Below are 21,404 nucleotides of genomic sequence, written 5' to 3'. Positions count from 1 at the left end.
TGTTCTTATTAGCTTAGGAGAGTGTGGCGTAAAGTGCAGAAACGCTTCGCCCACTCAGAGAACTGAATGGGCGAGGAGGGGGGATTATAATTGGGCTGCGATTTGGTCTGTTAGGTTGTTCAAACCCACTGACAGCGCATCGACAAGTGCGTCATAGCCATCATCTTGCAAAGGCATGTTGATTTTGACTGGTGCGCTATTTTTCACTTTGCCGTTTTCATCAACAATCAACCATTCACCTTCAATTTCAGCGTTGCCTTGATAGCTGCCATTAAACTTGCTAAATGAAAGTAAAAGTTTGCTCTCACCACTTTGGTCAAGCTGATTATTTACTTCAACCGGCCAGTATTGGCTTTGCTTGCTGCGCAGCTCGTCAATAATGCGTTGTGTGATTTGCTCAGAGATATTGTGCGCCCACTGATTGTGTTTCGCTTGAACTATTTTTGTTTCAGAGGTTCGATATACGATACCGCTGTCAGCAAGGTAGCTAGCAAGCTCTACAGGGCGAACCACCAGCTGTGGACGCTGAGCAATCGCTGTGCCACTTACCTTAGCAGAACTTACTTCCGGTAAGACATACAAAGCGCCAGAGTCTTCAGGTGCACTGCTACAACCTGCCAAAAGGGCAGAGATCAATAAAAGTCTGCGTTTCATTATTTTTGCCCTCTAACTGGGGTTGGATCGTTGACGTCATCTTCACCGAATACTAACGAGTTTGGTTTTTCATTCAACTGCTTGAGAACCGGTTTAAACTCAGTCATCACTTGCTCTAGTTCTTTCAACGTTGACTCCATTTCACTGTACATGGTGGAGTTCGGGCCATAGCCATCCAACGTTTTTTGTAACTGTTCCAAGCTCTTACGAATATCCGCTGGAATTGCTTTAGTGTCTTCTTGGTTAAGGAGACGATCCACGCTATTCGCTACGCGTTCTGCCGAAGCCAGTGTTTTTTCTGAGTTCTTCAGTGTCTTATTCAGTGAGTTCAACGTGTCTTCCATCGGTAAACTGTTCAGCTTAGTGAGGAAGTCATTGACTTGGCGTTGAACTTGGGCGAAACCACCTTGCTTCGTTGGGAATACATCATAGTCTTCAAACTTGCTTGGCACATATGGCTCTTCATCTGGGTAGAAGTCAGTGTCGATGTACAGCGCACCGGTTAACAAGTTACCAGTTTTCAGTGTGCCACGAAGCCCTTTAGTAAACTCTTCTTCTAGTTTCTCTTTGAATTTTTGCAGTTGGCTAGATGGTAAGTTTTCATAAACGCGGCCAAGTTCGATGCGCACAAGCACTGGGATTTTCTTCGCTGAGAAATCCTCTTCAGGTCTTGGCATACGCATCGGCACTTTCATTACCGTACCGATACGAAGACCGCGGTATTCAACCGGTGCTTTCGCTTTTAGGCCTCGGACAGATTCTTCAAACATCATCACAAATTGGATGTATTCGTCGTACATGCCTTCGCGTACTTGCTTCACATCATCGAAAAGACGGAAGTGCAACATGTCCTCAGTGACTTCATCTCCAGCATCTAAACCAGGTACAGTATCAAAAGTAACTCCGCCTGTGATTAGGCTTTCTAAGGAACCAAATTTCACCTCAAAGCCTCCCGCATTCAACTGCAAGTCAACGCCAGATGTTAGCCAAAAGTGAGTTTTGGTGCGCACTAAGCTGTCATATGGTTTGAAAATAAACAGCTGGTATAGCGCACGGCGAGTTTCGACATCAAAGCTAGTCGCTTCAACTCGGCCTACGGTAAAGCCTTTGTATATGACAGGATCGCCAACCCCCAGCTTACCTGCCTCTCTATGTGTTAAAACAAGGCGCAGGCCCTCTGCATCGGGAGAGGCAACGGGTGGAACGTCAAGCACATCAAAGTGCTCTTTTTTTACCTTTGATTTCCCCGGTTGCAATTGAACATATGCGCCTGATAGTAGTGTCTCTAAGCCAGAGACACCTTCGCGACCAATACGTGGTTTCACCACCCAGAACATAGAGTCCTCACGCAGCATGCGATCGGCGTCTTTGTCCATTTGTGCGGTAGCAATGATATGGTCATAGTCTTCGCTAAGTTTGACATCAGTGATAACGCCCACTTTTACGTTCAGAGCTTTGATTTCTGTTTTGCCGACTTCAATGCCTTCCGCTGTAGGAAGTTTTAACGTGATTTCTGGTCCAGTGCTGTTGATGTATTGGAACAGCATCCACGCTCCCATCGCTAGCGCAAGGAGCGGGATGATCCAAATCGCAGAGACTTGCTTTTGAGGTTTTATTTGAGCGGTTGCGTTGTTCTCATCACTCATATTTGGCTTTCTCAGTTAAGTAATTGTTCATTGGCTCCTGCGCTTCGTTTTGTGGTAATTGCCACAACAAACGCGAGTCAAAAATCATTGCAGAGAGCATGGTTAGTATGACCACTGCAGCAAATGAGAGTGCAGCTGGACCAGGGTAAATCGCCATTAGGTTTTGCAACTGTACGAGCGCAACCAAAATTGCGACAACAAAAATATCAATCATTGACCAACGACCGATAAATTCTGTAATTCGATAGACCTTTAAACGGGAAATGCTTTCTTCCGGTGGCAAGTACTGTGCTTTTTGAGCGTTGTAGTAAAGCCACGCCAATGCCAGCATTTTTGCCATAGGGATAAACACGCTAGCGAAGAAAATAACTGCTGCAATAGGGTAAGAACCCAGCTGCCACAGGAGAACCACGCCTTCCATGATGGTGGAACCTTCGGAATGACCAAGGCTCACGGTGTACATCATTGGATATAAATTAGCAGGAATGTAGAAAATGACCGCCGCAAACAGCAAAGCCCAAGCTTTCTGCATGTTATCTTTTGGGTTGTATCTGTGTACCGGGCTATCACAACGAAGGCATTTTTGGTGTTTTTTATCTTCAATTGGATTGATTTGATGACAAGTGTGGCAACCGATGTGGTTTTCGTTATGGTGTGTGTCACCTTCTTTCACGTTTGGTAATTCAATCGCAGGAATGAAGTGTCCCCATAGCCAACTCTTGTCGACCATCGAAATGCACTTCACGACCAGCACGGTGTACACACAGAATGCCCAGAATGAGCTGCCCATGCCGATTTCGGCCAGCGAGGCAATCTTAATCAAGCTCACCAAAACGCCAATCAAAAATACATCAACCATCAGCCAAGGTTCGACTCGGAATAAGAGTCTACAAAGCGTTTTCGCCATGCGGATTCGTTTTTTCCCTAATGGGTGCTTGAGTGATTTTAAGGCTTCGAGGTGAAGAAAGAGGATCAAACCAACATAAATAGCGGGTAACACGACTACTGTTGCGAGCAGCAAGGCGCCGAGTAGTGCGTTATGAAATTCCGCTAACATCTTCGCCGCGTGCATTAAGGTGATTTCTTGAGATAAACCTTGAACGCTAAACGACATAAATGGGAAAGAAATACTCAAAACCAACATGATCAGACACGCAACCGACACAGCGATAACGCTTTGATACGGCTTGGCGTTGACTTTGGTTAGCGAATGCTCACAGCGGGGGCACTGGGCTTTTTGACCTTGTTCAATATCGGGGATACGAACGACCAAGCCGCATTCCTCACAGGAGATCAGTTGATGTGAATTAGGTTGAGCTCTCATTCAGTTATTATTTCGTACTTTTAATAACTAAGAATAACGCTTTTTCTTCTTAGACGCTTGTTTTTGAGGGTGTGTTTTACAAGCCTCTAACCTGTTTAAATGAAAAAAACAGCCTCGGAGACTGGTTCAGGTGTTGTTCCATGCTTCGTTTTAGACGCTGCGCGTGTGCGTTTCGTCTTTTTATTCTGCAAACTCCTGCCCAAATTTGGCTTTAACGAAGTCGATGAAGGTACGAAGACGTTTAGGTTGATAACGGTCGCGATGGAAAATGGCAGACAAGGGAACAGAGGGGATTTCCCACTCTGGCATCACTTTAACCAGTTGGCCTCGTTTGACCTCTTCGTCGCAGTAACTTAATGGCACACGGACAATTCCGTTACCGTGTAGTGCGCCCATCACGAGTGCTCTGCCGTTTTTACAACGCAGATTACCTTTCACGATGACGTCACTGTGTTCTTGCGGGTTAGCCACATTACGGTAACTCCAGCGAGTGACAGAGCCAGTTAGTGTGCGATGTTTCGCCAGCTCTTTTGGCGTCACTGGTTCCCCATGCGTTTTGAGGTAGTTCGGGCTTGCCAGCGTCACCATATCAATCATCATCAGTTTACGTGCGACGAATCCTGCGTCTTCCAACTCGCCCATGCGAATCGCCACGTCGAATTGGTCCTCAATCAGGTTAATTCGTGGTGAAGAGAAATCCAAATCTACGGTGATATTCGGGTATTCCAAAATGAACTCATTGACGTATTTGGCAATGATGTCCTCGCCGATATAGCCACCCACGCAGTTTACGCGAATCAAGCCTCGAACTTCTTGAGTGTCGTCGACTGCGGCGATCAACGCTTGGTCGATATCGCGCAGAGCTTTCTCACACTCTTGGTAAAATCGTTCACCAGCATGGGTCAAACGCAGAGTACGTGTGGTGCGAGTTAGTAAGGTCACGCCCATCTGTGCTTCAAGTCCACTGATTTGGCGAGACACATGAGAACGAGAGACGGAAAGCGCTTCTGCCGCTTTGGTGAAGTTTCCCAGTTGAGCGATCAAAACGAAGGAGCGAATATCAGCAAGATTAACTTTATTGAGCATGTTGAATTATTTACAGAAACGGTAGTCATGAGACTATAACAGTTAGTTACAAAAACGCGCTGTTCAAAAAAATCATACCACTTGAGGTTTATATTAACTTACGTATGATTTCCTGCGTTTTCAGATTTATCGAAGTTAGAATGCATTCATCCACTTTACAATCTACTGCGTCACGACAACAGGGCAAATGGCTCCTAGCGTTAATTGGCTGGGTGATTGTGGTGTGCCTGATGAAAAATTCTGGTTTGATGTTCAGTTGTGCCATGCAATATGACGCAAGCTCGACTTCTGCGGTTGTCGGCGATGAAGTCAAAATCGTAAAAGCAGAAAGTGGGCATGACACGAGTAAATGTGAATTGTCTGAAAAGCTGATTCAATTTGCTCAGCAACAACTGGAAACCTTGGTCGTTGTTTTGTTTGTTGGCATCCTCGCGCTTGTCGTGTGGCGCTGTTGTGCGTTCGCCAGCAAAAGACAATGGACCGAACCGATAGTCCAAAAGTATCGAGTCCATCTCACCCTGTGTGTATTCCGCGAATGACAAGTGATTTCTGACGAGTTTCGTATCGTCAGTTTTTCTCTACACTTGTTTTTAACTAGGAATAACTATGAACCACATGAAAAAAACGACTCAAGTCGCGTTGATGCTTATCATGACTCTGGCACTGAGCTTATTCTCGCTAATTGCCCAAGCACAAACGACAGACACTGGATGGCTGACCAACCCGCAGCATCCACCTGTGCAAACGCGCTTTGTCTTAACGGGCCAGCAAGATCCAAATACCAACACACTCACTGGTTACCTTGATGTCAAACTGACCGGTGATTGGAAAACTTACTGGCGTTCACCGGGTGAGGGTGGCGTTGCGCCATCTATTAGTTGGGAAAAATCACAAAACCTAACCAAAGTGGATTGGCAATGGCCGTATCCGAAGAAATACGAGCTGCTTGGTATCGAGACGCTAGGCTACAAAGGTGACACCGTCTTCCCAATGACGCTGCACGTCGAAGACATGAACAAACCAGTGACGATTGATGCGACGCTGACGCTGTCTTCATGTACCACCATTTGTGTACTAACCGATTACCACATTCAACTGTCTTTCCTACCTTCCGATCTACAAGTTGATGAAGGAGTGATGTTCACTTACGCGCAAGCGGTGAGCAGTGTGCCTCAAGCTTCACCATTTGTTGAAGTGACAGAAGCAAACTGGGATGCAAACCAATCTAAGCTACAAATCAAACTGACTAACTCACAAGGTTGGCAAAAACCAGAAGTGTTGGTTGATGGTGTCGACGAAGCAACCAGCGATTACAGTTTCAAATTGGAAGGGCTGCATCAAGAGGGCAATACGCTTACTGCCAACTACCTAGTGAATACTTGGTTGGGTGACGTAGAGCTGGATAACCAATCGGTTTATGTCTCAATCAAAGACAACAACTTACTGGCGCAAGAAACCGCGCAAGCCAAAGCGGGTGTGATTACTGAAGCCTTACCAAGTACGTCACTGGTGAACATTTTCTTGTTCGCGTTACTCGGTGGTTTGATTCTCAACATCATGCCTTGTGTATTGCCAGTTCTCGGCATGAAGTTAAGCAGCATCGTAGCGGCACAAGGCGTTGAGCGTCGTCAAATTCGCACTCAGTTCGTGGCTTCTTCGCTGGGTATTCTGACTTCGTTCTGGCTATTGGCTGGCTTTGTCTTAGTGCTAAAGCTAACGGGTAATGCCATCGGCTGGGGTGTGCAATTCCAAAGCCCTTGGTTCTTGGGCTTAATGCTGTTAGTAACTGGACTGTTTGGTGCCAACATGCTTGGTTTGTTTGAAATTCGCCTGTCATCAGGTACCAACACTTGGTTAGCTTCCAAGGGCGATAACTCGCTATTTGGGCATTACGTGCAAGGTATGTTCGCGACTCTGTTAGCAACGCCTTGTTTTGCTCCTTTCTTTGGCACTGCGGTGGCGTTTGCATTGGGTGCAGACGTAGTCACTCTGTTTGCTATCTTCACTGCGTTGGCTCTGGGCATGGCACTGCCTTGGATCTTAGTGGCTATCTTCCCGGGCATTGCGTTGAAACTGCCAAAACCAGGTCAATGGATGAATGTCGTGAAAATCGTATTCGGCATAATGATGTTGGCAACCAGTGCGTGGTTGTTGTCACTGATGGCGAATCACTTGCCGGTATTTTGGGTCATTCTGATCGGCTTGGTTGCGTTCATCGTTATAATGACGCGTGTTAAGCGTATTTATGGCAATAAAGCGTTGGCGATTTCTGGCACGGTTTCGTTGATTCTGATTGCTGGTGGTTTGGTACTAGGCAGTGTGACTGCAAATCATTGGGCGACGCCATTGCCAGACGATTTGGCTTGGGAAAAACTGTCCAACGAAGCGATTACAGATCACGTGAAGAATGGACGTGTGGTGTTCGTCGATGTTACCGCAGATTGGTGTGTGACTTGTAAAGCCAACAAGATCGGCGTGATCTGGCAAGATCCGGTTTACTCCCTGTTGCAAAGCCCTAACGTCGCAACACTAAAAGGCGATTGGACACATCCGAACGGCTCAGTGAGCGACTTCTTGCGAGCACACGGCCGCTTTGGTGTGCCATTCAATATCGTTTATGGCCCAGCTGCGCCAGAGGGGATTCCTCTGCCAGTGATTCTGACTGACTATGTTGTGGTGAAAGCCATCGAACAAGCGAGCGGAGGCACGATTAAGTGAACACAGTAAAAAAGCGCAAGTCGCTCAAATACTGGCTTAGTCAAGCGTTGCAAATGGTGCTCATGGTGACCGTGATTTCGGTCGCCATGGATTGGTACCGCACCAAAGACATTCCTAAAGAGCAAGCGCCGCCTCTGAGTGCGATCATGGCCGATGGCGAGTTTGTCGATGTGATTGCCAAAAGCCATGAAGAACCGGTGGTTGTGTACTTTTGGGCAACTTGGTGTCCGGCGTGTAAGTTTGTTAGCCCAAGCGTGAGTTGGTTACGCGATTACTATGAAGTGGTTGCAGTATCCGGCGCATCCGGACCGGAAGAGCGCGTACAAAAGTTCATGCAGGCGAAAGACTACCAGTTCGACAACATCAACGATCCGAAAAGCAGCATTATGCAAGAATGGAGCATCAGCGTGACGCCAACCATCTATGTATTAAAAGATGGAAAGGTAAGCTCAATCACCACAGGTGTTACGACACCAATAGGCATTTTAGCAAGGATCTGGATGGCCTAAATCAATGTGTAGCATGTCGACTTTTTTCACGCTTTTACAATGATATACGTGTTTAAGTGAATATGGCGTGCTACATTGGCAGTGTTCAATGATAAAGGAGGTATTATGGACGTTGCCAAAATGTATGATGAGGTATCTGATCGCTATCAGAAGTTAATTAAAGACAGCCAATACGTTGGCCCACATTGGGTAGATGAAAAGTTAAAAACATTCGATCTCAAACAAATCTCTGCTCTCGATTTAGCTTGTGCAACAGGTAGTATCGGGGAGGTCATCAAAGCTCATTTCCCAGAAGCTACTCTACACGGCTTGGATATTTCATCCAAAATGGTCGATAAAGCACGCGAGACAAACTTCTATCAAAGTGTCAGCGTTCATAATCTAGACCAACCTTTCTCTCCGATTTTCAATCAAACCTTCGACATCATTACTGCACTCGGTTTCACTGAGTTCCTTACCAATCCACAGTCGCTACTGCAATGCATCGCTAATAAGCTCAATGCCGACGGACGCTGTTTCATCAGTTTTCAATGTCACGACCCAGATGGAAAAGACCTACCGAGAAATACCTACAGTGGCACCGTTGTACATACCGCTTACACCGAGAGCGAAGTCCGTGAATTCAGCCAAAATGCAGGGCTAGAAGTCGTGTCACTAGAAAACCTTATTGGTTACACATCACATGCTGGCTATGTGTGCCGTTACTTGCTCCTGGAGTTAAGGAAGCCAAGTTAGTCAATTAAATAAACAGGGGCTGTTTTTGAAGACACAAGACTTGAGCGAGTTCGCATCGGGAATGGAATACGATGCGCAGTATGATAAACATTACGAAGATGATATCGCTCTAATACAAAAGCACATCACCACGATGAGTGCTCGAAGTTTGTTGGATGTGTGTTGTGGCACGGGTATTATCACGATACCTGTCGCCAAGAAACTCGATAATGCTGTTGGTATTGATATTGCCGAAGGAATGCTAAAACATGCTAAACACAAAGCACAGGGATTAGATAACCTTTCTTTTTTGCAGCAGGATGCCACTCAATTCTCTCTCGGTAAATGCTTTGATATTGCGATCATGACGGGCAACGCTTTCCAAGCTTTCCTCTCCGATGAGATGCTAGTTGGTGTCCTTAATTCGATTTCTAATCACCTTAACAAAGGTGGTCGCTTCATCTTTGATACTCGTCTACCAACGCCCGATAACTTAGAAATTGATGCTGAAATGTCCCTGTGGCAAACCTATGAATCGCCCGACAAAGGCGAAGTAAAGTACATGGGTATGAGCGAACGTTATGACGCTAAATGTACAGTTCTTTATTTGAAGAAAGAACGTCACTACCAAGATGGGACAATGGTCTACTCAAGCATTGACTTGAAGTATCGAAAGTTATCTGAAATTGAAGCGTTTCTTGCTCAGGCGGGTTTATGTATTACCGAAAAATACAGCTCGTGGGCAGAAGAGAAGTTTTCTGAAAATTCAAACAACCTAATCTGCGTTGCAGAGAAGCTTTGATTACTCCAGAAAATTAGAGGAAAGCTGCTAATTATCTTCTATATTGAATTCAGATAGTTACAGATCAAAAGGATGGCGATGTTTCACTGTAAAAAGTTAGGATTATTTACGGCGTTTTTATCAACCGTTGCAGCAGACGTCTGCGCAGAAGAAAAGCGCTTTTCTGCTCATGAAGACAACTATTTATTACCGTTTTATACCGAGTCTAAGGTAAACCAAGCACGCTTTGCTCCAACCAATCCAAATGGCCACGACGCAAAGGACGTGTTGGTCCAGTTCCAACTAAGCATGAAGTATAAACTCTTAGTGTTTGGGGATGATGGCTTATTTGTCGCCTATACCCAGCGCTCAAATTGGGAAGCGTACGATGACTCAGCATACTTTAGAGACGATCAATACAACCCTGCTATTTTTTATCGTTGGAACTTAAACCCTTGGCGTATTTCGCTTGGTTTTGAGCATCAATCCAATGGTGCGGGTGGCAGCGACGAAGTCAGTTGGAATCGAGTCTACCTCGATAACAAATGGCGCTTTGAGTCTGGCTTTGTTCGCTTTAAAACTTGGTTTGATGTTGGTAGCAATCACTACAATCCAGATATTGTGGATTTCCTTGGCTATGGCGAGCTAGAGGCGGCTTGGATTTCTGAGAATGATCACAAACTGAAACTCACCGTATCGAATTTCTTTACTGAAGGTTGGGAAAAGGGTTTCTATCGCGCATCTTGGAACTTCCCCGTTTATCAGGGGTTAAGAGGTTATATGAAGGCAGAAACGGGTTACGGTCTCACAATCTCAAATTACAACTTCGATGAAAGCGCGTTTGGGGTTGGCTTTGCATTCGACTTTTAGCGCCCACCCTTTAACGTCCAAAAACGTTTTTGAGAAGGAAGTGAATGAAACTTGAAGCGCAATACGTGGCAATTCGTCACGTTGAAGAATCGGATGCTGTGCCTCTCTTTGATCATTACCTCGGTGATGAGAAAGCCTGTTTGTACCTAAACCGACAAGCGCATCTAAGCTCAACCCAAACGTTGCAAGCTATCACTAGATGGCGAAGCCAGTACGAGTTGGCTCACCCTAATATCTTGGTACTCGCAATCGAAGAAATCGCCTCTCAAGTCCCCATTGGTTGCTTGGTGTTAATCCCTGAAAAAAGCAGTAGCGAAATTCATTTTGGTATCTCTAGAAACTATCAAGGTAAAGGGTATGCGACTCAGGCTTGTATGCTAGGTATAGAGTATCTAAAAAGTATCGGAGTAAAGGAGGTCCATACAGCTCCTCATATCGATCATCAAGCCAGCATTCGCGTGCTCGAAAAATGTGGATTTAAGAAACAAGGCGTGCTGAAAGAGTATGCGGTTTTCCCTGCCCTTAGCGACGAACCTCAGGATTGTTGGAATATGTTTTTGAACAACTAGCAGCTCACACTTCATGCTTAGGCTTCTTCTACCTAGGAGCAATGTAGCGTTATCTCCCTAAACCCTTTCCCTTGAGTAATCCTCCAGTTAAGTGCTGTTAAATTGGAATCATTGTCACTGTGTCACTTTCTAATTGTGTAATCACATTTTAATTTTTGACGTTGATATGATTATAACTAGTGTGTAAGTAAACGATTGCCTAGTGATTCTGAGCGTTTTATAAAATCGATATTATTGATGATTAGTCACTGCTTTAAGATGAAGTTTCCGCTTCTTTTGTAGAGTGTTACTTCATGCCTAATCTTGATGAACTAAAAAGTAAAACCAGTACAGGTGGAGGCTATAAGCCCGTTGATGACACCGTAAAACCACCACCAAAGCCTCCAGAATTAGAACAAACGGTTCAAGAGCGCCTTGAGCGGCAACGAAGAGAGCGTAAAGAAGAGTTAACCTACAAAGCAGAAGATGAAGAGCGTTGGGCTGCGAATCGTGAGCGAGCGGCTCAGAACTCTGCTGGTCAATCTAAACCCAAAGCTGTCATTGTCCCTGAATTTGGAAGTCACTTTGAAACGAGTTCGATTGGTATTGAGAATGAGTTGTCAGGACTGATTGTGGCTTTACCTAGTAATTCGACTCAGAAGTTTGGTTATGTTCATGATGCAAAGGATAACCCTCTGTTCATGCTGACGAAAGATATGAACCAGGGTGGTTACACAAATCCAACTGGCATTAAAGATGTCAAAGGTATTGGTAAGTGGCAAACGCATACGATTGAGTTAGTCACTTATCCAAGTGAAATCCGAGATAAAGAAGCAATCGATAATCGTAAAGATGCGATGCTTTGGTTGGCCAAGGTATTTACCAACCATATTAATCAATCAAACCACAAAGCGTTATCCAACCTAGTCAGTGAGGATGGTCGTTTTACATTGGCGATCGCTAATCCTAACCATTTGATTGCGGCTGGCAACGGCATGTCAATTGAAGCCCAAGGCCAGAATATAGGTATGACGCCGAGCGGGCAACAGGCCTCTATGGGGGTAAGCGCTAAAGATTTTGGCACAGGAACGTCAGATGAATTGAAGCTTTTAGAATCTGCTCCGTGGTATAAGGCGGCATTACGAAAGGAATTTTCAGCAAACGCTGGAAATGTAAAATTAGATGATCAAGAGGCCGCTCAAAATGTATTTGCTTATCTGACATCCATTTACTCTAAGACTGCAGATTTGGCGAAAGAATATGGTATTTACATTAATGACTGGGACCCGAATGATGAAGGTATTCGACCAAACGCTCAAGGGTTGACTGATCCTAAAGTGAAAAATGCATGGGAAATTTTGCCAAGAACCAAACCGAAGCTGATGTTAAATCTTTTGAGCGATAATGATTCTAGGTATGTCAGACAACAAATTTCGGCTAAGTTGAAATCATCTCATTCAGAGAGCCTTGCTAAGAATGTATTCGCATATTTTCAAGATGGTGGTGAAGTTGCAGGGCATGGTATTAATAACGCGACGACGGGAAGCACGGGTAACCCTGAACCTGCGATTTTATTTGAGTTCCGCACTGTGCCAAGTGCTCTGACTGAGTTTGTACCTCGAACAGAATCTACAGCGAAGTTAGACGTCAAAACACTAGACCAATTTGGAGCGGCTGACCGAAAAATGATTATTACCGAGATCAATACCCTAGTAGAAAGCAGTAGTGATTTTGACTCTTGGTTTAAGGCATATAGAGAGAGTAAAGGTTTACCGCCAGTAAAAAATGCAAAGCGCACTGCATCTGCTAACCATAAAGCAGAATGGGTAATGACCGAAAAGCCAACAGAATGGGACAGAATAACGTCATCTAATAGCTCTCAAAAACGAGGTTGAGTCACGCCTGTTGGTGTTTGAAGCGTAGCGTATGAATAAAAGGCTTCTTTGAATTAATCCTGATGTTAAGCCCGCTGCAACCAATGGAGGAGCAGTGGGCAGAAAGCTTAACGGTACTCAACACCATCGACGATGGTTATGTGGCAGACTGTTTCTTTCCGTTGGATTTTGTTTTTTGTACAGTAAACCTCTGTCTAATCACACAATTACCATTACTTTTTTCTACAAACATCAAACCTCGTTATTGTCTCTTCGATTCATATAGTTCAACGCAGTAAGGAGACATTATGATCGTGACCACCTTGGTTGATAATTCACGCATAGAGGGGAGAGATGATCTCTGTGTTGAGCGCGGTTTATCGCTACACATTGAGACGTCGGGAATGAACATTCTCTTTGATATGGGCAGTGGACAAACGTTTTGTGACAACGCGCCTCGACTGAATGTGGATATCCAAGCCGTAGATTTTGGCGTTGTTTCTCATCGACACCATGACCATTGCAATGGTGCCTCTTATTTTCTTGAGCGGAATGAAACCGCGAAGATTTATTTAAAGGAATGTGGCGAGCAAGATTACTACTTTCGCGCCTTTGGTTTTAAAAACGATGTTGGCATCGACAAAGCGCTGTTAGAGAGTGCAAATAACCGTTTCGTACTGATTGAACGAACGACAGAAGTTGCCCCCAATGTTCACGTGATCACCGAGATATGCGATCGCTTTCCACAACCAAAAGGCAACCAGTACCTGTATACCCAATCGCACGATGGAGGCTACGAGCAGGACACCTTCGAGCACGAATTGCTGCTTGTCATCAAAGAAGAAGACGGCTTGGTTGTCTTTACGGGCTGTGCGCACAGCGGTGTGTTGAACATGATTGAAACCGCCACAGAGTTATTTCCAAACTGCAAAATCAAAGCGGTTGTGGGTGGCTTTCACCTTGTTGGTTTACCAGTATTGAATGGTATAGGTGGCACTAAAGACGATATTAGAACATTGGGCAGAGCGCTGTCGAAATATCCAATTGATAAGTTTTACACCGGCCATTGCACAGGAATGAAAGCGTATGGCCTTTTAAAAGAAATACTAGGGGATCGTCTGGAGCATTTACCCACTGGTAGAAAGGTAACTTTATAAATCTTGGTCAAGGTTATCCAAATTAGCATTGAGCCTTACGATGTCCATTACCTCTGACAGGAGGCTGACCTTATGATGCTTCCTATGACAAACACATGACAGTGACTCAGGTATAATTCTAGAACTTTATGTTCACAAGATGGTCACAAGACTACACAAAAATAATCGGTATCAATAATGGCAAAAATTTGGCTTGTCTCTGCTGTGAGCGTTGCATTGCTTAGCGGCGGTGCGTATTTCTATCTGCAATCCTCTACTCAATTAGAGGCGTTTCCAACGCTGGCAGTAGAAAAGGGAACCATTGAAAAACAAGCGGTAGCGGTCGGCAATATTGTCCCTGCGCACTCGGTGTCTATTAAGTCACAACTTGATGGAATAGTGGGTGAAATTTTTGTTCAGGTCGGTGAGAAAGTTAAGCTGGGCCAACCACTGATAAAAGTTCGCCCAAATCCGACGCCACAGGCATTAACCGATGCATCAACGGATTTGATGCGAAGTGAAGCCGAGCTAGAATCCGAAAAGCAAAAGCTTTCTAACCTCGAAAGTTTGGTAAGGCAGAACATAATCCCAAAAAACTACGATGAGTACGTCAGCGCGCGCTCAGCCGTAAAATCTGCTGAAGCGAACGTGCTTCAAAGACGTCAGAATCTAGAACTGATCCGCAGTGGTGAAGCTTCCATTGGTGACGCCCGTTTAACCTCAACCATTTACGCACCAATTGACGGCACAGTATTGAACCGTAAAGTGGAAGTGGGTGAGCCGATCATTTCCACTGAATCCAGCCAAGCTGCGACAGAAATGATGTCTCTGGCCGACATGAACAGCTTAATCTTTAAGGGTAGTGTCAGTGAACATGACGCGGCACAGCTTTCTCCGGGCATGCCTGTGTTACTGACCGTTGCACCTTATCCTGACACAGAGATTTCTGGCGTGTTAACAAAAGTTGCTATTCAATCAGAGAATCTTAACTCGCCAGAGGACAGTGCAACAGCAAAAAGCTTTGATAATGGCTTCGAAGTGGAAGTCGGAGAACTGAAAATCCCGCAAGAGATCCTATTACGTTCGGGTTTCTCATCTACTGCGCAAATCACATTGAAGAAATCCGAAAACGTCTTAACCTTGCCAGAACGAGCACTGCAATTTGATGGCGATACACCAAACGTATTGATTCCCGATAGCTCAGAGCAAGGTTTCCACAAACAAAAAGTGAAGCTTGGTTTGTCGGATGGCATCAATGTAGAAGTATTGGACGGCGTTAAGTTAGACGAAGAAATCATCGACAATAGTATGATGGCGGGAGCCGCGCATGATTAAACTAAATAAGTCTAAAATCGGTTGTGCGATTTTGGCTGCTACGTTTAGCTTACCAAGCTATGCCATTTCCATTGAACAAGCGTGGCAACAGGCGAAGCAAAATGACCCGAACTACGAGAAAGCCAAAATTGGCGTTCAACTCGGCGAAGTAGGTGTTGATGCAAGCCGCAGTTCACTCTTACCTGGCTTAAGTGCGACGGCCTCGGCGAATTGGAATGAATCCGCCGACAACACCAACAGTTATGGCGCATCGCTTTCTCAAACCATCTGGGACAGCAGCTTGTGGTCAGATTTGGATCAAGCCAATGCCAACTACATTAAATCTCAGCTAGAGCTGGCTCAATCACACAATGAGCTTGCACAAAGACTGCTCTCGTCTTATTTGGATATGGCAAGCTCGCAGGGGGATCTGCTACTGGCGCAGTCCAAACTGGAAGAAGGCACCAAACTGCTGAAGATCATCGAGAAGCGTTACCGAGCAGGTAAAGTGAAATCCGTTGATGTCGAAGAGATCCGTGCGACACTAGTTGCCGATAAAGCCGGTATTTTGAATGCGCGCTCAGATTTAGAAGTGAAACGAGCAGAACTGGCGGCTTTGATCAACCAAGAGCCACAAGACGTTGACCAAATTCGCACTGACTCCCTTGTTCAACCGCCGATGATGGTGGAATCACAAGAACAATGGTTAAAGCTTGCTAAAGACAGCAGCCCAGAGTTGCTGGTGGCTGCCCAGAACGTCAAAGCCAGCGAGTTTGCTGAAGACTCAGCCCAAGGCGGTTACTACCCAACGGTGAAAGGTAGCGTTGGGTATAACGATGATGACCGACGTAAAGACGGCGAGTTCAACGCTGGTATCACCTTAAGTGTACCGATTGACTTGAACGGTGCAACGCGTGCCAGAGTGGACGAAGCGTCACTCAACACCCTCAGCGCAAAACAAGACTTACGCAAAGTCGAAATCGACATCCAAAAGCGCGTGATCCAGCAATTTAATCAAGTTGACATCAACTGGAATCAAGTCTTAATGGCGAACGAGCTGGTGACTTCTCGTGAGAAAGTGTTGCGCAGCAAAGAGAAACTTTACGATGCCGGCTTGTTAGAAGTCTCGGAAGTGATCAGTGCGCACAATAGTTTGTTTGAAGCAAAAAACAGCCTGCAAAACAACCTGTACAACTACTGGCGTCAGCGTATCGGCTTGTTGCAAACCGCAGGTAAGTTAGATGACGACACTATGGTACTGATCTCCCGAGCATTTAATTCATGATCCGTCTATTGCAACAAACGTTATTACAGCAAACCTTATTGCAGCAAACATGGCAAACACTTATGGCGCATCGCATGAAGAGCATTCTGGCCATCGTGGCCATTGCTTGGGGGGTGATTTCCGTTGTGGTACTGATTGCGTTGGGAGAGGGTTTCTATCGCCATCAAACTAATCAGCTGTCATTTATGGCTAATAATGTGCAGTTGGCCATTCCATCGAGTACAAGTAAGCCTTGGCAAGGTTTGCCTTTACGGCGTCAGATTACCATTTCGCAGGATCAGGTCCGAACACTCGAACAATCTGGCTTAGTGAAACAAGCATCCAGCCTCTACGCCAAGTGGGATGCGAATGTTACCAATGAAAAAGGACAAAATCTGACGCGTTTCGTTAGTGGCATTGATTCCCACTACTTCTCTTTAGTTAAGAGAAAGTTAGAGCAAGGGTCGCGAGACCTATCGCCCAGTGATATTGCCAACCATACGCGAGTTGTGATCTTAGGAGACCAAATCGCGAAGATGGGGGATATACAGATAGGTCAAATAACCAAAATTAATGGAATACCATTTTTAGTGGTAGGGATTATGACAGACGAAGATGCTGGCTTGTCGTTTGGTGACAGCCGTAGAGTCTTTATTCCTCATACCACTTATCTTGATCTGTGGGATGCTAAGCCGTGGTTGCTAATACTTAATCCTGTCGACGGTATGGATAGCACTGCCTTCCGACAAGCCATTGCTAATTTTTATGCCAAGAAATTGCACTTTGATCCGACGGACAAAGAAGCAATCCGCTTGCCGGATTACAGCGAAGGTGCGGCGGTGATTACAGGGATCTTCCGTGGTATCCAAATTTTCCTTGGTGCAAGCGGGGCCATGACCATGGCCGTGGGTGCTCTCGGTGTTGCAAATATCATGTTCCTATCAGTGACAGAGCGAACTCGAGAAATTGGTGTGCGCTTGGCGGTTGGTGCAACGCAAAAGTCCATACTCAGCCAATTTATCCTCGAAGGGCTCTTTTTGGTGGCTGTCGGTACCGCACTTGGCTTAATGGTGGCTTACTTGGTGGTTACACTACTTGGTTCAATTAGTTTGCCGGATTGGTTAGGTTTACCTGTGATTACTTCGGATTCCATTGCTTGGTCGTTATTCGTGACGCTGGTTTTGGCGCTTCTGGCGTCTTATTTCCCAGCTAGGCGAGCGTCGCGTCTCACCCCCGTAATTGCATTAAGTGCGAGGGCGTAATGATGTTGCTACCAATGAGACAAATCTTCCAAGAAATGGCAGCAGAAAAGCTGCGTTTGGGTTTGACCATTCTTGCTGTGGCATGGGCGACCTTGTGTATCGCTGCAATGTTGGCCGTGGGCGAGGGAATTCGTCAGGGCGTATTGAGAACCGCGCAGAATGGGAATGGGAACCTGATTTACTTAACTGGAGGCATGGCGAGTGTCGATCACGGTGCGTTTCATCAAGGTAAGTTCTTAACTTTAAATGTAGATGATACCGAGGTGATTGAAGTCTTACCTGAGGTGAAAAGTATCGCGCCAACCGCTGTATGGGATGAACGGGTTACGGTTGGTGACCGAGGTTCTTGGCAAGAGCCACTTGCTGTCACGACAGACTTTGCCGACATGACTAAATTAACCCCGATGGACGGAGGTCGTTGGTTAAATCCCCTTGACCAAAAAGAAATGCGTAAGGTGGTTGTTCTTGGCTACTTACTTGCTGCGGACTTGTTTAATCCTAATAAAGACTTCAGTTGGCTTACGCCAGTGACACTAAAAACCAATCCTGTAGGGAAAAAAGTGAAGATTGGCAGCGAAGTGTTCACCGTAGTCGGTGTGTTGGAAAAAAATAGTGCTGAAGTTGAGCAAGGTGATCAAATTAATTACGCCAGTTTTGTACCGCTAGCCACATGGCAACGCTTTCATACTAACGGCGATATCGGAGGCATCAATGTCGAACCTCAAGCCCATGCGGACCGTGAAACACTGGCAAAGACTATTCGCCAAGTTATCGCGCGTAAACACGGTGCCAGTGTGAGTGATAAGCAAGTTGTTCAAGTCAAAGACATGTTTCTTAAACAGAAAAGCATGCAACAGTTCTTGGTTGGTTTACAAAGTTTTCTCGGCATCATTGGTTTTGTCACGCTTGCCGTGGCGGGCTTAGGCATTGCGAACGTAATGTATGCCACGGTAAAACGGTCCACTAGAGATATTGGCGTTCGTATGGCAGTCGGTGCAACGCCTACAGCCATTCGTCTTCACTACCTAGTGCAATCACTGATGACCATGATGCTCGGCGGTGTACTGGGGTTAGGTGTGACGTATGCGATTGTATCGGCAATCAGCGCTATAAATCTTGAGGGCAACACTCTGTATGAACGCCTTGGAAAACCGATCCCCGAGCTATCTTGGATTGTGGTTGTGATTGTGATTTCCACCTTAGTGTTTATTGGCGTCGCATCTGCTTGGCTGCCTGCCAACCGAGCCGCAAAAGTGAGCCCGTTGGAGGCGCTGCAAAGTGAATAATAAGAATTCTGGAGAGAAAATGTCGAACGCCCCATTGGTTGAGCTGACTAACATTTGTAAATACTACGCAAGCGGAGAGGCGGAAGTACGTGCGCTAGACGGCGTCGACTTGACCATCAACCAAGGTGAATTTCTTTCCATTCTTGGTCCGTCGGGCTCAGGCAAGTCGACTCTTATGAACATGCTGGGCTGCCTAGATAAACCTACCGATGGCCAATACCAATTGGGTGGTCAAAACGTCGCAAGTTTACGCCCAAACGAGCTAGCCGGTATTCGTAACCAAAAGATAGGCTTTGTCTTCCAAAGCTTTAACTTGTTGGAATACGCGACAGCATTGGATAACGTCGCACTGCCGTTGGTTTACTCTGGCATAAAATCCAAAGAACGTCGCCAGCGCGCCACTAAATTGCTAGAGCAAGTCGGGCTAGGGGATCGCCTCGACCACAAACCCAACCAGCTTTCTGGTGGTCAAAAGCAGAGAGTGGCGATTGCAAGAGCCTTGGTCAACGATCCACAAATCATCTTAGCGGATGAGCCAACGGGGGCATTGGATTCAAAATCTGGCGCAGAGATTGAAGCCTTGTTCAATCAACTCCACGCTGAAGGTAGAACCTTGATCATCGTGACGCACGATAACGCCCTTGCAGAGCGCACCAAGCGCATCATCACCATTAAAGATGGTAAGGTGATTTCGGATAGAGTGCCGCAGTAACCGTCTCTATGTTTGTTAAAACTCAACGCATAGGGAAATAAAGCTCGGAGGGCAATGGTAGTTGCGAAAATCATCATTGCCCTCTACTCACACAGAACCACTACAACGATTTCTTTGCCTCAAAAATACACCCGTCCCAAATCTCTTCAAACAAGCTCTCTGATCAAATCAACAAAACAACGACCATGACTAACAGCCCAACTTCATCGCTTTGGTTAACCTTGCAGCATACAAAAATAAACAACGAAAGCAGGTAGTTATGCAAGGTATTACTAATATTTCCTCTATCAGTGGACCAATCATCTCTGCACCAGTCAGCCAACCACAAAACCAAGGTCACCTTGGTGGCTTGAGTGCAAGCACGCAAATGACGCCAGATGCCATTCGCAACTTGATGCTGCAACAGATGAGTAGTGGTGCTACCGCAAACCCAGCACCAATCAGTTCGTTCTCTCTGCAAAGTGCGACACCAGAACAAAGCGCAGAGCCTCGCTCAAAGCTACAAAACTTCAAAACAGCGGTACAAACACTGGGCGATCGTATTTTGCACGCTCTGGTTAGCGCTAAAACCGCTTCATTGCGTAACTCGGCAGCAAAACACAACGGCGAAGTGACCATGAAGGTCTCTCAGGTAACGGGCAGCATCAAAAACGCCATCCTAAAAGACACCAACACCTCTGGCGGATGTTGTGAAGCACTGAGCGCTCACTGGATGAAGGCACGAGCAGAAGGCTCTAACCTTGGTGAACAGCTATTTCAATCAGGAACGGCAAGCGACAAAGGTAAGCTGAACAAAGAGACAATGGAGTCTGTCGCGCAACTGCAAACCGATGGCATGGTGGGTTATGACCAAGAAGCGATCACAGAAGGTTGGCTAAGAAGCAACAACATCGAATCGCCTTACCGAGAACTTGGTGCATTATCACGTGTGCATGGACAAACAAGCCGTGGCCGAAATGGTGCCGCAGAGCTTGCAGCGAAGATCGTTGATAACGGCCCAAAAACATCGCTATTGAAGAAGATTGGCCTAGAAGGTCCAAGTAATGCACACGCCGTTGCCGCCGCGGTAGATGGGGAAAAAGTGACCTTCTTTGACCCGAACTTCGGTGAGTTTTCTTTCCCAAGCAAGGAAGATTTCACCAGCTGGTTTGTTCAGGATTTCTGGCACAAATCAGGCTACGACCTACCGAAATTCGGCTTATCGGGAGAATTCAGCATCGTTAACTTGGAGGCTAACTACTAATGACAACCACATTCGATCACCTAGTTAAACACTTTTTCGAAAAGAACGGCCTAGAGAATCCAACCGCGCAAGATGGTATCTACAGCCTGTTGATTGACCAAAAGTATCAACTTCATTTCACGCATCAGAATGAAGAGTGGATGGTACTATATGCAGAACTTGGTGAGGCAAACCCGATATCAGAGCAGCTGGCAAAGAGCAATATCTTTGGTGAATACTGGCCTGCGCACATTGTGTCGCATCAGGAAAACAGCGCCGTTTTATGGTCGCAACAACCGATGGCGATGCTAAATGTGGCAGCGTTAGAGGCGTGGACAGAGTGCTTTATTCAAGATCTTATTGAAAAGCAGGCGGCGATTTCTGGTGTAGAGCCAACGCCAGCAAGCGCAGAGCCAACCAATATCCGACCTCATATGATCTCGGTGTAAACCCTAGAATCTAAATTTATAGGGCTAAGTAACGC

General features: G+C 45.8%; 20 protein-coding genes. 16 read left to right on the top strand and 4 right to left on the bottom strand.

Annotated features, from left to right (window positions below):
• Positions 1–84: 84 nt before the first annotated feature.
• The 4 genes from A8140_RS10505 to A8140_RS10490 form a co-directional block, all read right to left on the bottom strand.
• Positions 85–654 carry a PqiC family protein gene (locus tag A8140_RS10505; protein WP_005533578.1) on the bottom strand — a complete coding sequence of 190 codons (570 nt, stop codon included), beginning with the start codon at positions 652–654 and terminating at the stop codon, positions 85–87.
• Complete coding sequence (pqiB, locus tag A8140_RS10500; RefSeq protein WP_005533576.1) at positions 654–2,300, bottom strand: intermembrane transport protein PqiB; 1,647 nt, start codon at positions 2,298–2,300, stop codon at positions 654–656. Before pqiB ends, A8140_RS10505 begins: the two co-directional genes overlap by 1 nt.
• Positions 2,293–3,624, bottom strand: coding sequence for a paraquat-inducible protein A (locus A8140_RS10495; protein ID WP_038863402.1), 1,332 nt, complete (start codon positions 3,622–3,624; stop codon positions 2,293–2,295). Before A8140_RS10495 ends, pqiB begins: the two co-directional genes overlap by 8 nt.
• A gap of 180 nt (positions 3,625–3,804) precedes the next feature.
• Positions 3,805–4,710, bottom strand: coding sequence for a LysR family transcriptional regulator (locus A8140_RS10490; RefSeq protein WP_005533574.1), 906 nt, complete (start codon positions 4,708–4,710; stop codon positions 3,805–3,807).
• Positions 4,711–4,850: 140 nt separating this feature from the next.
• On the opposite strand from A8140_RS10490, the gene A8140_RS10485 reads away from it, so the two are divergent.
• The 16 genes from A8140_RS10485 (at position 4,851) to A8140_RS10410 (ending at position 21,369) form a co-directional block, all read left to right on the top strand.
• Entirely contained in the window at positions 4,851–5,249 is a 399-nt protein-coding gene (locus tag A8140_RS10485) for a hypothetical protein (RefSeq protein ID WP_033000338.1), read from the top strand.
• Between the two features lie 67 nt (positions 5,250–5,316).
• On the top strand, positions 5,317–7,428 hold the full coding sequence (locus A8140_RS10480; RefSeq protein WP_005533570.1) for a protein-disulfide reductase DsbD family protein: 2,112 nt from the start codon (positions 5,317–5,319) through the stop codon (positions 7,426–7,428).
• Complete coding sequence (locus A8140_RS10475; protein ID WP_005533569.1) at positions 7,425–7,937, top strand: protein disulfide oxidoreductase; 513 nt, start codon at positions 7,425–7,427, stop codon at positions 7,935–7,937. Before A8140_RS10480 ends, A8140_RS10475 begins: the two co-directional genes overlap by 4 nt.
• Before the next feature lie 105 nt (positions 7,938–8,042).
• Positions 8,043–8,672 carry a class I SAM-dependent DNA methyltransferase gene (locus tag A8140_RS10470; RefSeq protein ID WP_005533567.1) on the top strand — a complete coding sequence of 210 codons (630 nt, stop codon included), beginning with the start codon at positions 8,043–8,045 and terminating at the stop codon, positions 8,670–8,672.
• Between the two features lie 25 nt (positions 8,673–8,697).
• Positions 8,698–9,453: a class I SAM-dependent methyltransferase gene (locus A8140_RS10465; RefSeq protein WP_005533564.1), complete on the top strand. Its 756-nt coding sequence runs from the start codon at positions 8,698–8,700 to the stop codon at positions 9,451–9,453.
• Positions 9,454–9,531: 78 nt separating this feature from the next.
• Entirely contained in the window at positions 9,532–10,302 is a 771-nt protein-coding gene (locus A8140_RS10460; RefSeq protein ID WP_005431036.1) for a phospholipase A, read from the top strand.
• Between the two features lie 44 nt (positions 10,303–10,346).
• The gene (locus A8140_RS10455; protein ID WP_005533561.1) at positions 10,347–10,871 is read left to right on the top strand and encodes a GNAT family N-acetyltransferase; all 525 of its coding nucleotides are present in this window, start codon (positions 10,347–10,349) and stop codon (positions 10,869–10,871) included.
• 293 nt (positions 10,872–11,164) lie between these two features.
• Positions 11,165–12,745, top strand: a complete 1,581-nt coding sequence (locus tag A8140_RS10450; protein ID WP_038863399.1) for an actin cross-linking domain-containing toxin — start codon at positions 11,165–11,167, stop codon at positions 12,743–12,745.
• A gap of 287 nt (positions 12,746–13,032) precedes the next feature.
• Positions 13,033–13,881, top strand: coding sequence for an MBL fold metallo-hydrolase (locus tag A8140_RS10445; RefSeq protein ID WP_005535806.1), 849 nt, complete (start codon positions 13,033–13,035; stop codon positions 13,879–13,881).
• 177 nt (positions 13,882–14,058) lie between these two features.
• A complete protein-coding gene (locus A8140_RS10440; protein ID WP_005535803.1) occupies positions 14,059–15,195 on the top strand; it encodes an efflux RND transporter periplasmic adaptor subunit in 1,137 nt (378 codons plus the stop codon).
• Positions 15,188–16,459: a TolC family protein gene (locus A8140_RS10435; protein ID WP_005535800.1), complete on the top strand. Its 1,272-nt coding sequence runs from the start codon at positions 15,188–15,190 to the stop codon at positions 16,457–16,459. The genes A8140_RS10440 and A8140_RS10435 overlap by 8 nt, the downstream gene beginning before the upstream one ends.
• Positions 16,456–17,700 carry an ABC transporter permease gene (locus tag A8140_RS10430; RefSeq protein ID WP_005535797.1) on the top strand — a complete coding sequence of 415 codons (1,245 nt, stop codon included), beginning with the start codon at positions 16,456–16,458 and terminating at the stop codon, positions 17,698–17,700. The genes A8140_RS10435 and A8140_RS10430 overlap by 4 nt, the downstream gene beginning before the upstream one ends.
• A gap of 2 nt (positions 17,701–17,702) precedes the next feature.
• Positions 17,703–18,986: an ABC transporter permease gene (locus A8140_RS10425; protein ID WP_005535795.1), complete on the top strand. Its 1,284-nt coding sequence runs from the start codon at positions 17,703–17,705 to the stop codon at positions 18,984–18,986.
• 19 nt (positions 18,987–19,005) lie between these two features.
• Positions 19,006–19,698 carry an ABC transporter ATP-binding protein gene (locus tag A8140_RS10420; protein ID WP_033000607.1) on the top strand — a complete coding sequence of 231 codons (693 nt, stop codon included), beginning with the start codon at positions 19,006–19,008 and terminating at the stop codon, positions 19,696–19,698.
• Between the two features lie 259 nt (positions 19,699–19,957).
• Positions 19,958–20,941, top strand: a complete 984-nt coding sequence (locus tag A8140_RS10415; RefSeq protein WP_005535792.1) for a YopT-type cysteine protease domain-containing protein — start codon at positions 19,958–19,960, stop codon at positions 20,939–20,941.
• Positions 20,941–21,369 carry a CesT family type III secretion system chaperone gene (locus tag A8140_RS10410; RefSeq protein ID WP_005535790.1) on the top strand — a complete coding sequence of 143 codons (429 nt, stop codon included), beginning with the start codon at positions 20,941–20,943 and terminating at the stop codon, positions 21,367–21,369. Before A8140_RS10415 ends, A8140_RS10410 begins: the two co-directional genes overlap by 1 nt.
• Positions 21,370–21,404: the final 35 nt, after the last annotated feature.

The organism is Vibrio campbellii CAIM 519 = NBRC 15631 = ATCC 25920 (assembly GCF_002163755.1).
Taxonomy (GTDB): Bacteria; Pseudomonadota; Gammaproteobacteria; order Enterobacterales; family Vibrionaceae; genus Vibrio; species Vibrio campbellii.
The sequence above is the reverse complement of the archived record's forward strand: the minus strand, read 5'-3'. Positions and strand labels throughout refer to the sequence as shown.

Bases quoted from the DNA above. Each gene is read 5' to 3' on its own strand.
- A8140_RS10505 (WP_005533578.1), bottom strand. From the start codon at position 654: ATGAAACGCAGACTTTTATTGATCTCTGCCCTTTTGGCAGGTTGTAGC.
- pqiB (WP_005533576.1), bottom strand. From the start codon at position 2,300: ATGAGTGATGAGAACAACGCAACCGCTCAAATAAAACCTCAAAAGCAA.
- A8140_RS10495 (WP_038863402.1), bottom strand. From the start codon at position 3,624: ATGAGAGCTCAACCTAATTCACATCAACTGATCTCCTGTGAGGAATGC.
- A8140_RS10490 (WP_005533574.1), bottom strand. From the start codon at position 4,710: ATGCTCAATAAAGTTAATCTTGCTGATATTCGCTCCTTCGTTTTGATC.
- A8140_RS10485 (WP_033000338.1), top strand. From the start codon at position 4,851: ATGCATTCATCCACTTTACAATCTACTGCGTCACGACAACAGGGCAAA.
- A8140_RS10480 (WP_005533570.1), top strand. From the start codon at position 5,317: ATGAACCACATGAAAAAAACGACTCAAGTCGCGTTGATGCTTATCATG.
- A8140_RS10470 (WP_005533567.1), top strand. From the start codon at position 8,043: ATGGACGTTGCCAAAATGTATGATGAGGTATCTGATCGCTATCAGAAG.
- A8140_RS10460 (WP_005431036.1), top strand. From the start codon at position 9,532: ATGTTTCACTGTAAAAAGTTAGGATTATTTACGGCGTTTTTATCAACC.
- A8140_RS10455 (WP_005533561.1), top strand. From the start codon at position 10,347: ATGAAACTTGAAGCGCAATACGTGGCAATTCGTCACGTTGAAGAATCG.
- A8140_RS10450 (WP_038863399.1), top strand. From the start codon at position 11,165: ATGCCTAATCTTGATGAACTAAAAAGTAAAACCAGTACAGGTGGAGGC.
- A8140_RS10445 (WP_005535806.1), top strand. From the start codon at position 13,033: ATGATCGTGACCACCTTGGTTGATAATTCACGCATAGAGGGGAGAGAT.
- A8140_RS10440 (WP_005535803.1), top strand. From the start codon at position 14,059: ATGGCAAAAATTTGGCTTGTCTCTGCTGTGAGCGTTGCATTGCTTAGC.
- A8140_RS10435 (WP_005535800.1), top strand. From the start codon at position 15,188: ATGATTAAACTAAATAAGTCTAAAATCGGTTGTGCGATTTTGGCTGCT.
- A8140_RS10430 (WP_005535797.1), top strand. From the start codon at position 16,456: ATGATCCGTCTATTGCAACAAACGTTATTACAGCAAACCTTATTGCAG.
- A8140_RS10425 (WP_005535795.1), top strand. From the start codon at position 17,703: ATGTTGCTACCAATGAGACAAATCTTCCAAGAAATGGCAGCAGAAAAG.
- A8140_RS10420 (WP_033000607.1), top strand. From the start codon at position 19,006: ATGTCGAACGCCCCATTGGTTGAGCTGACTAACATTTGTAAATACTAC.
- A8140_RS10415 (WP_005535792.1), top strand. From the start codon at position 19,958: ATGCAAGGTATTACTAATATTTCCTCTATCAGTGGACCAATCATCTCT.
- A8140_RS10410 (WP_005535790.1), top strand. From the start codon at position 20,941: ATGACAACCACATTCGATCACCTAGTTAAACACTTTTTCGAAAAGAAC.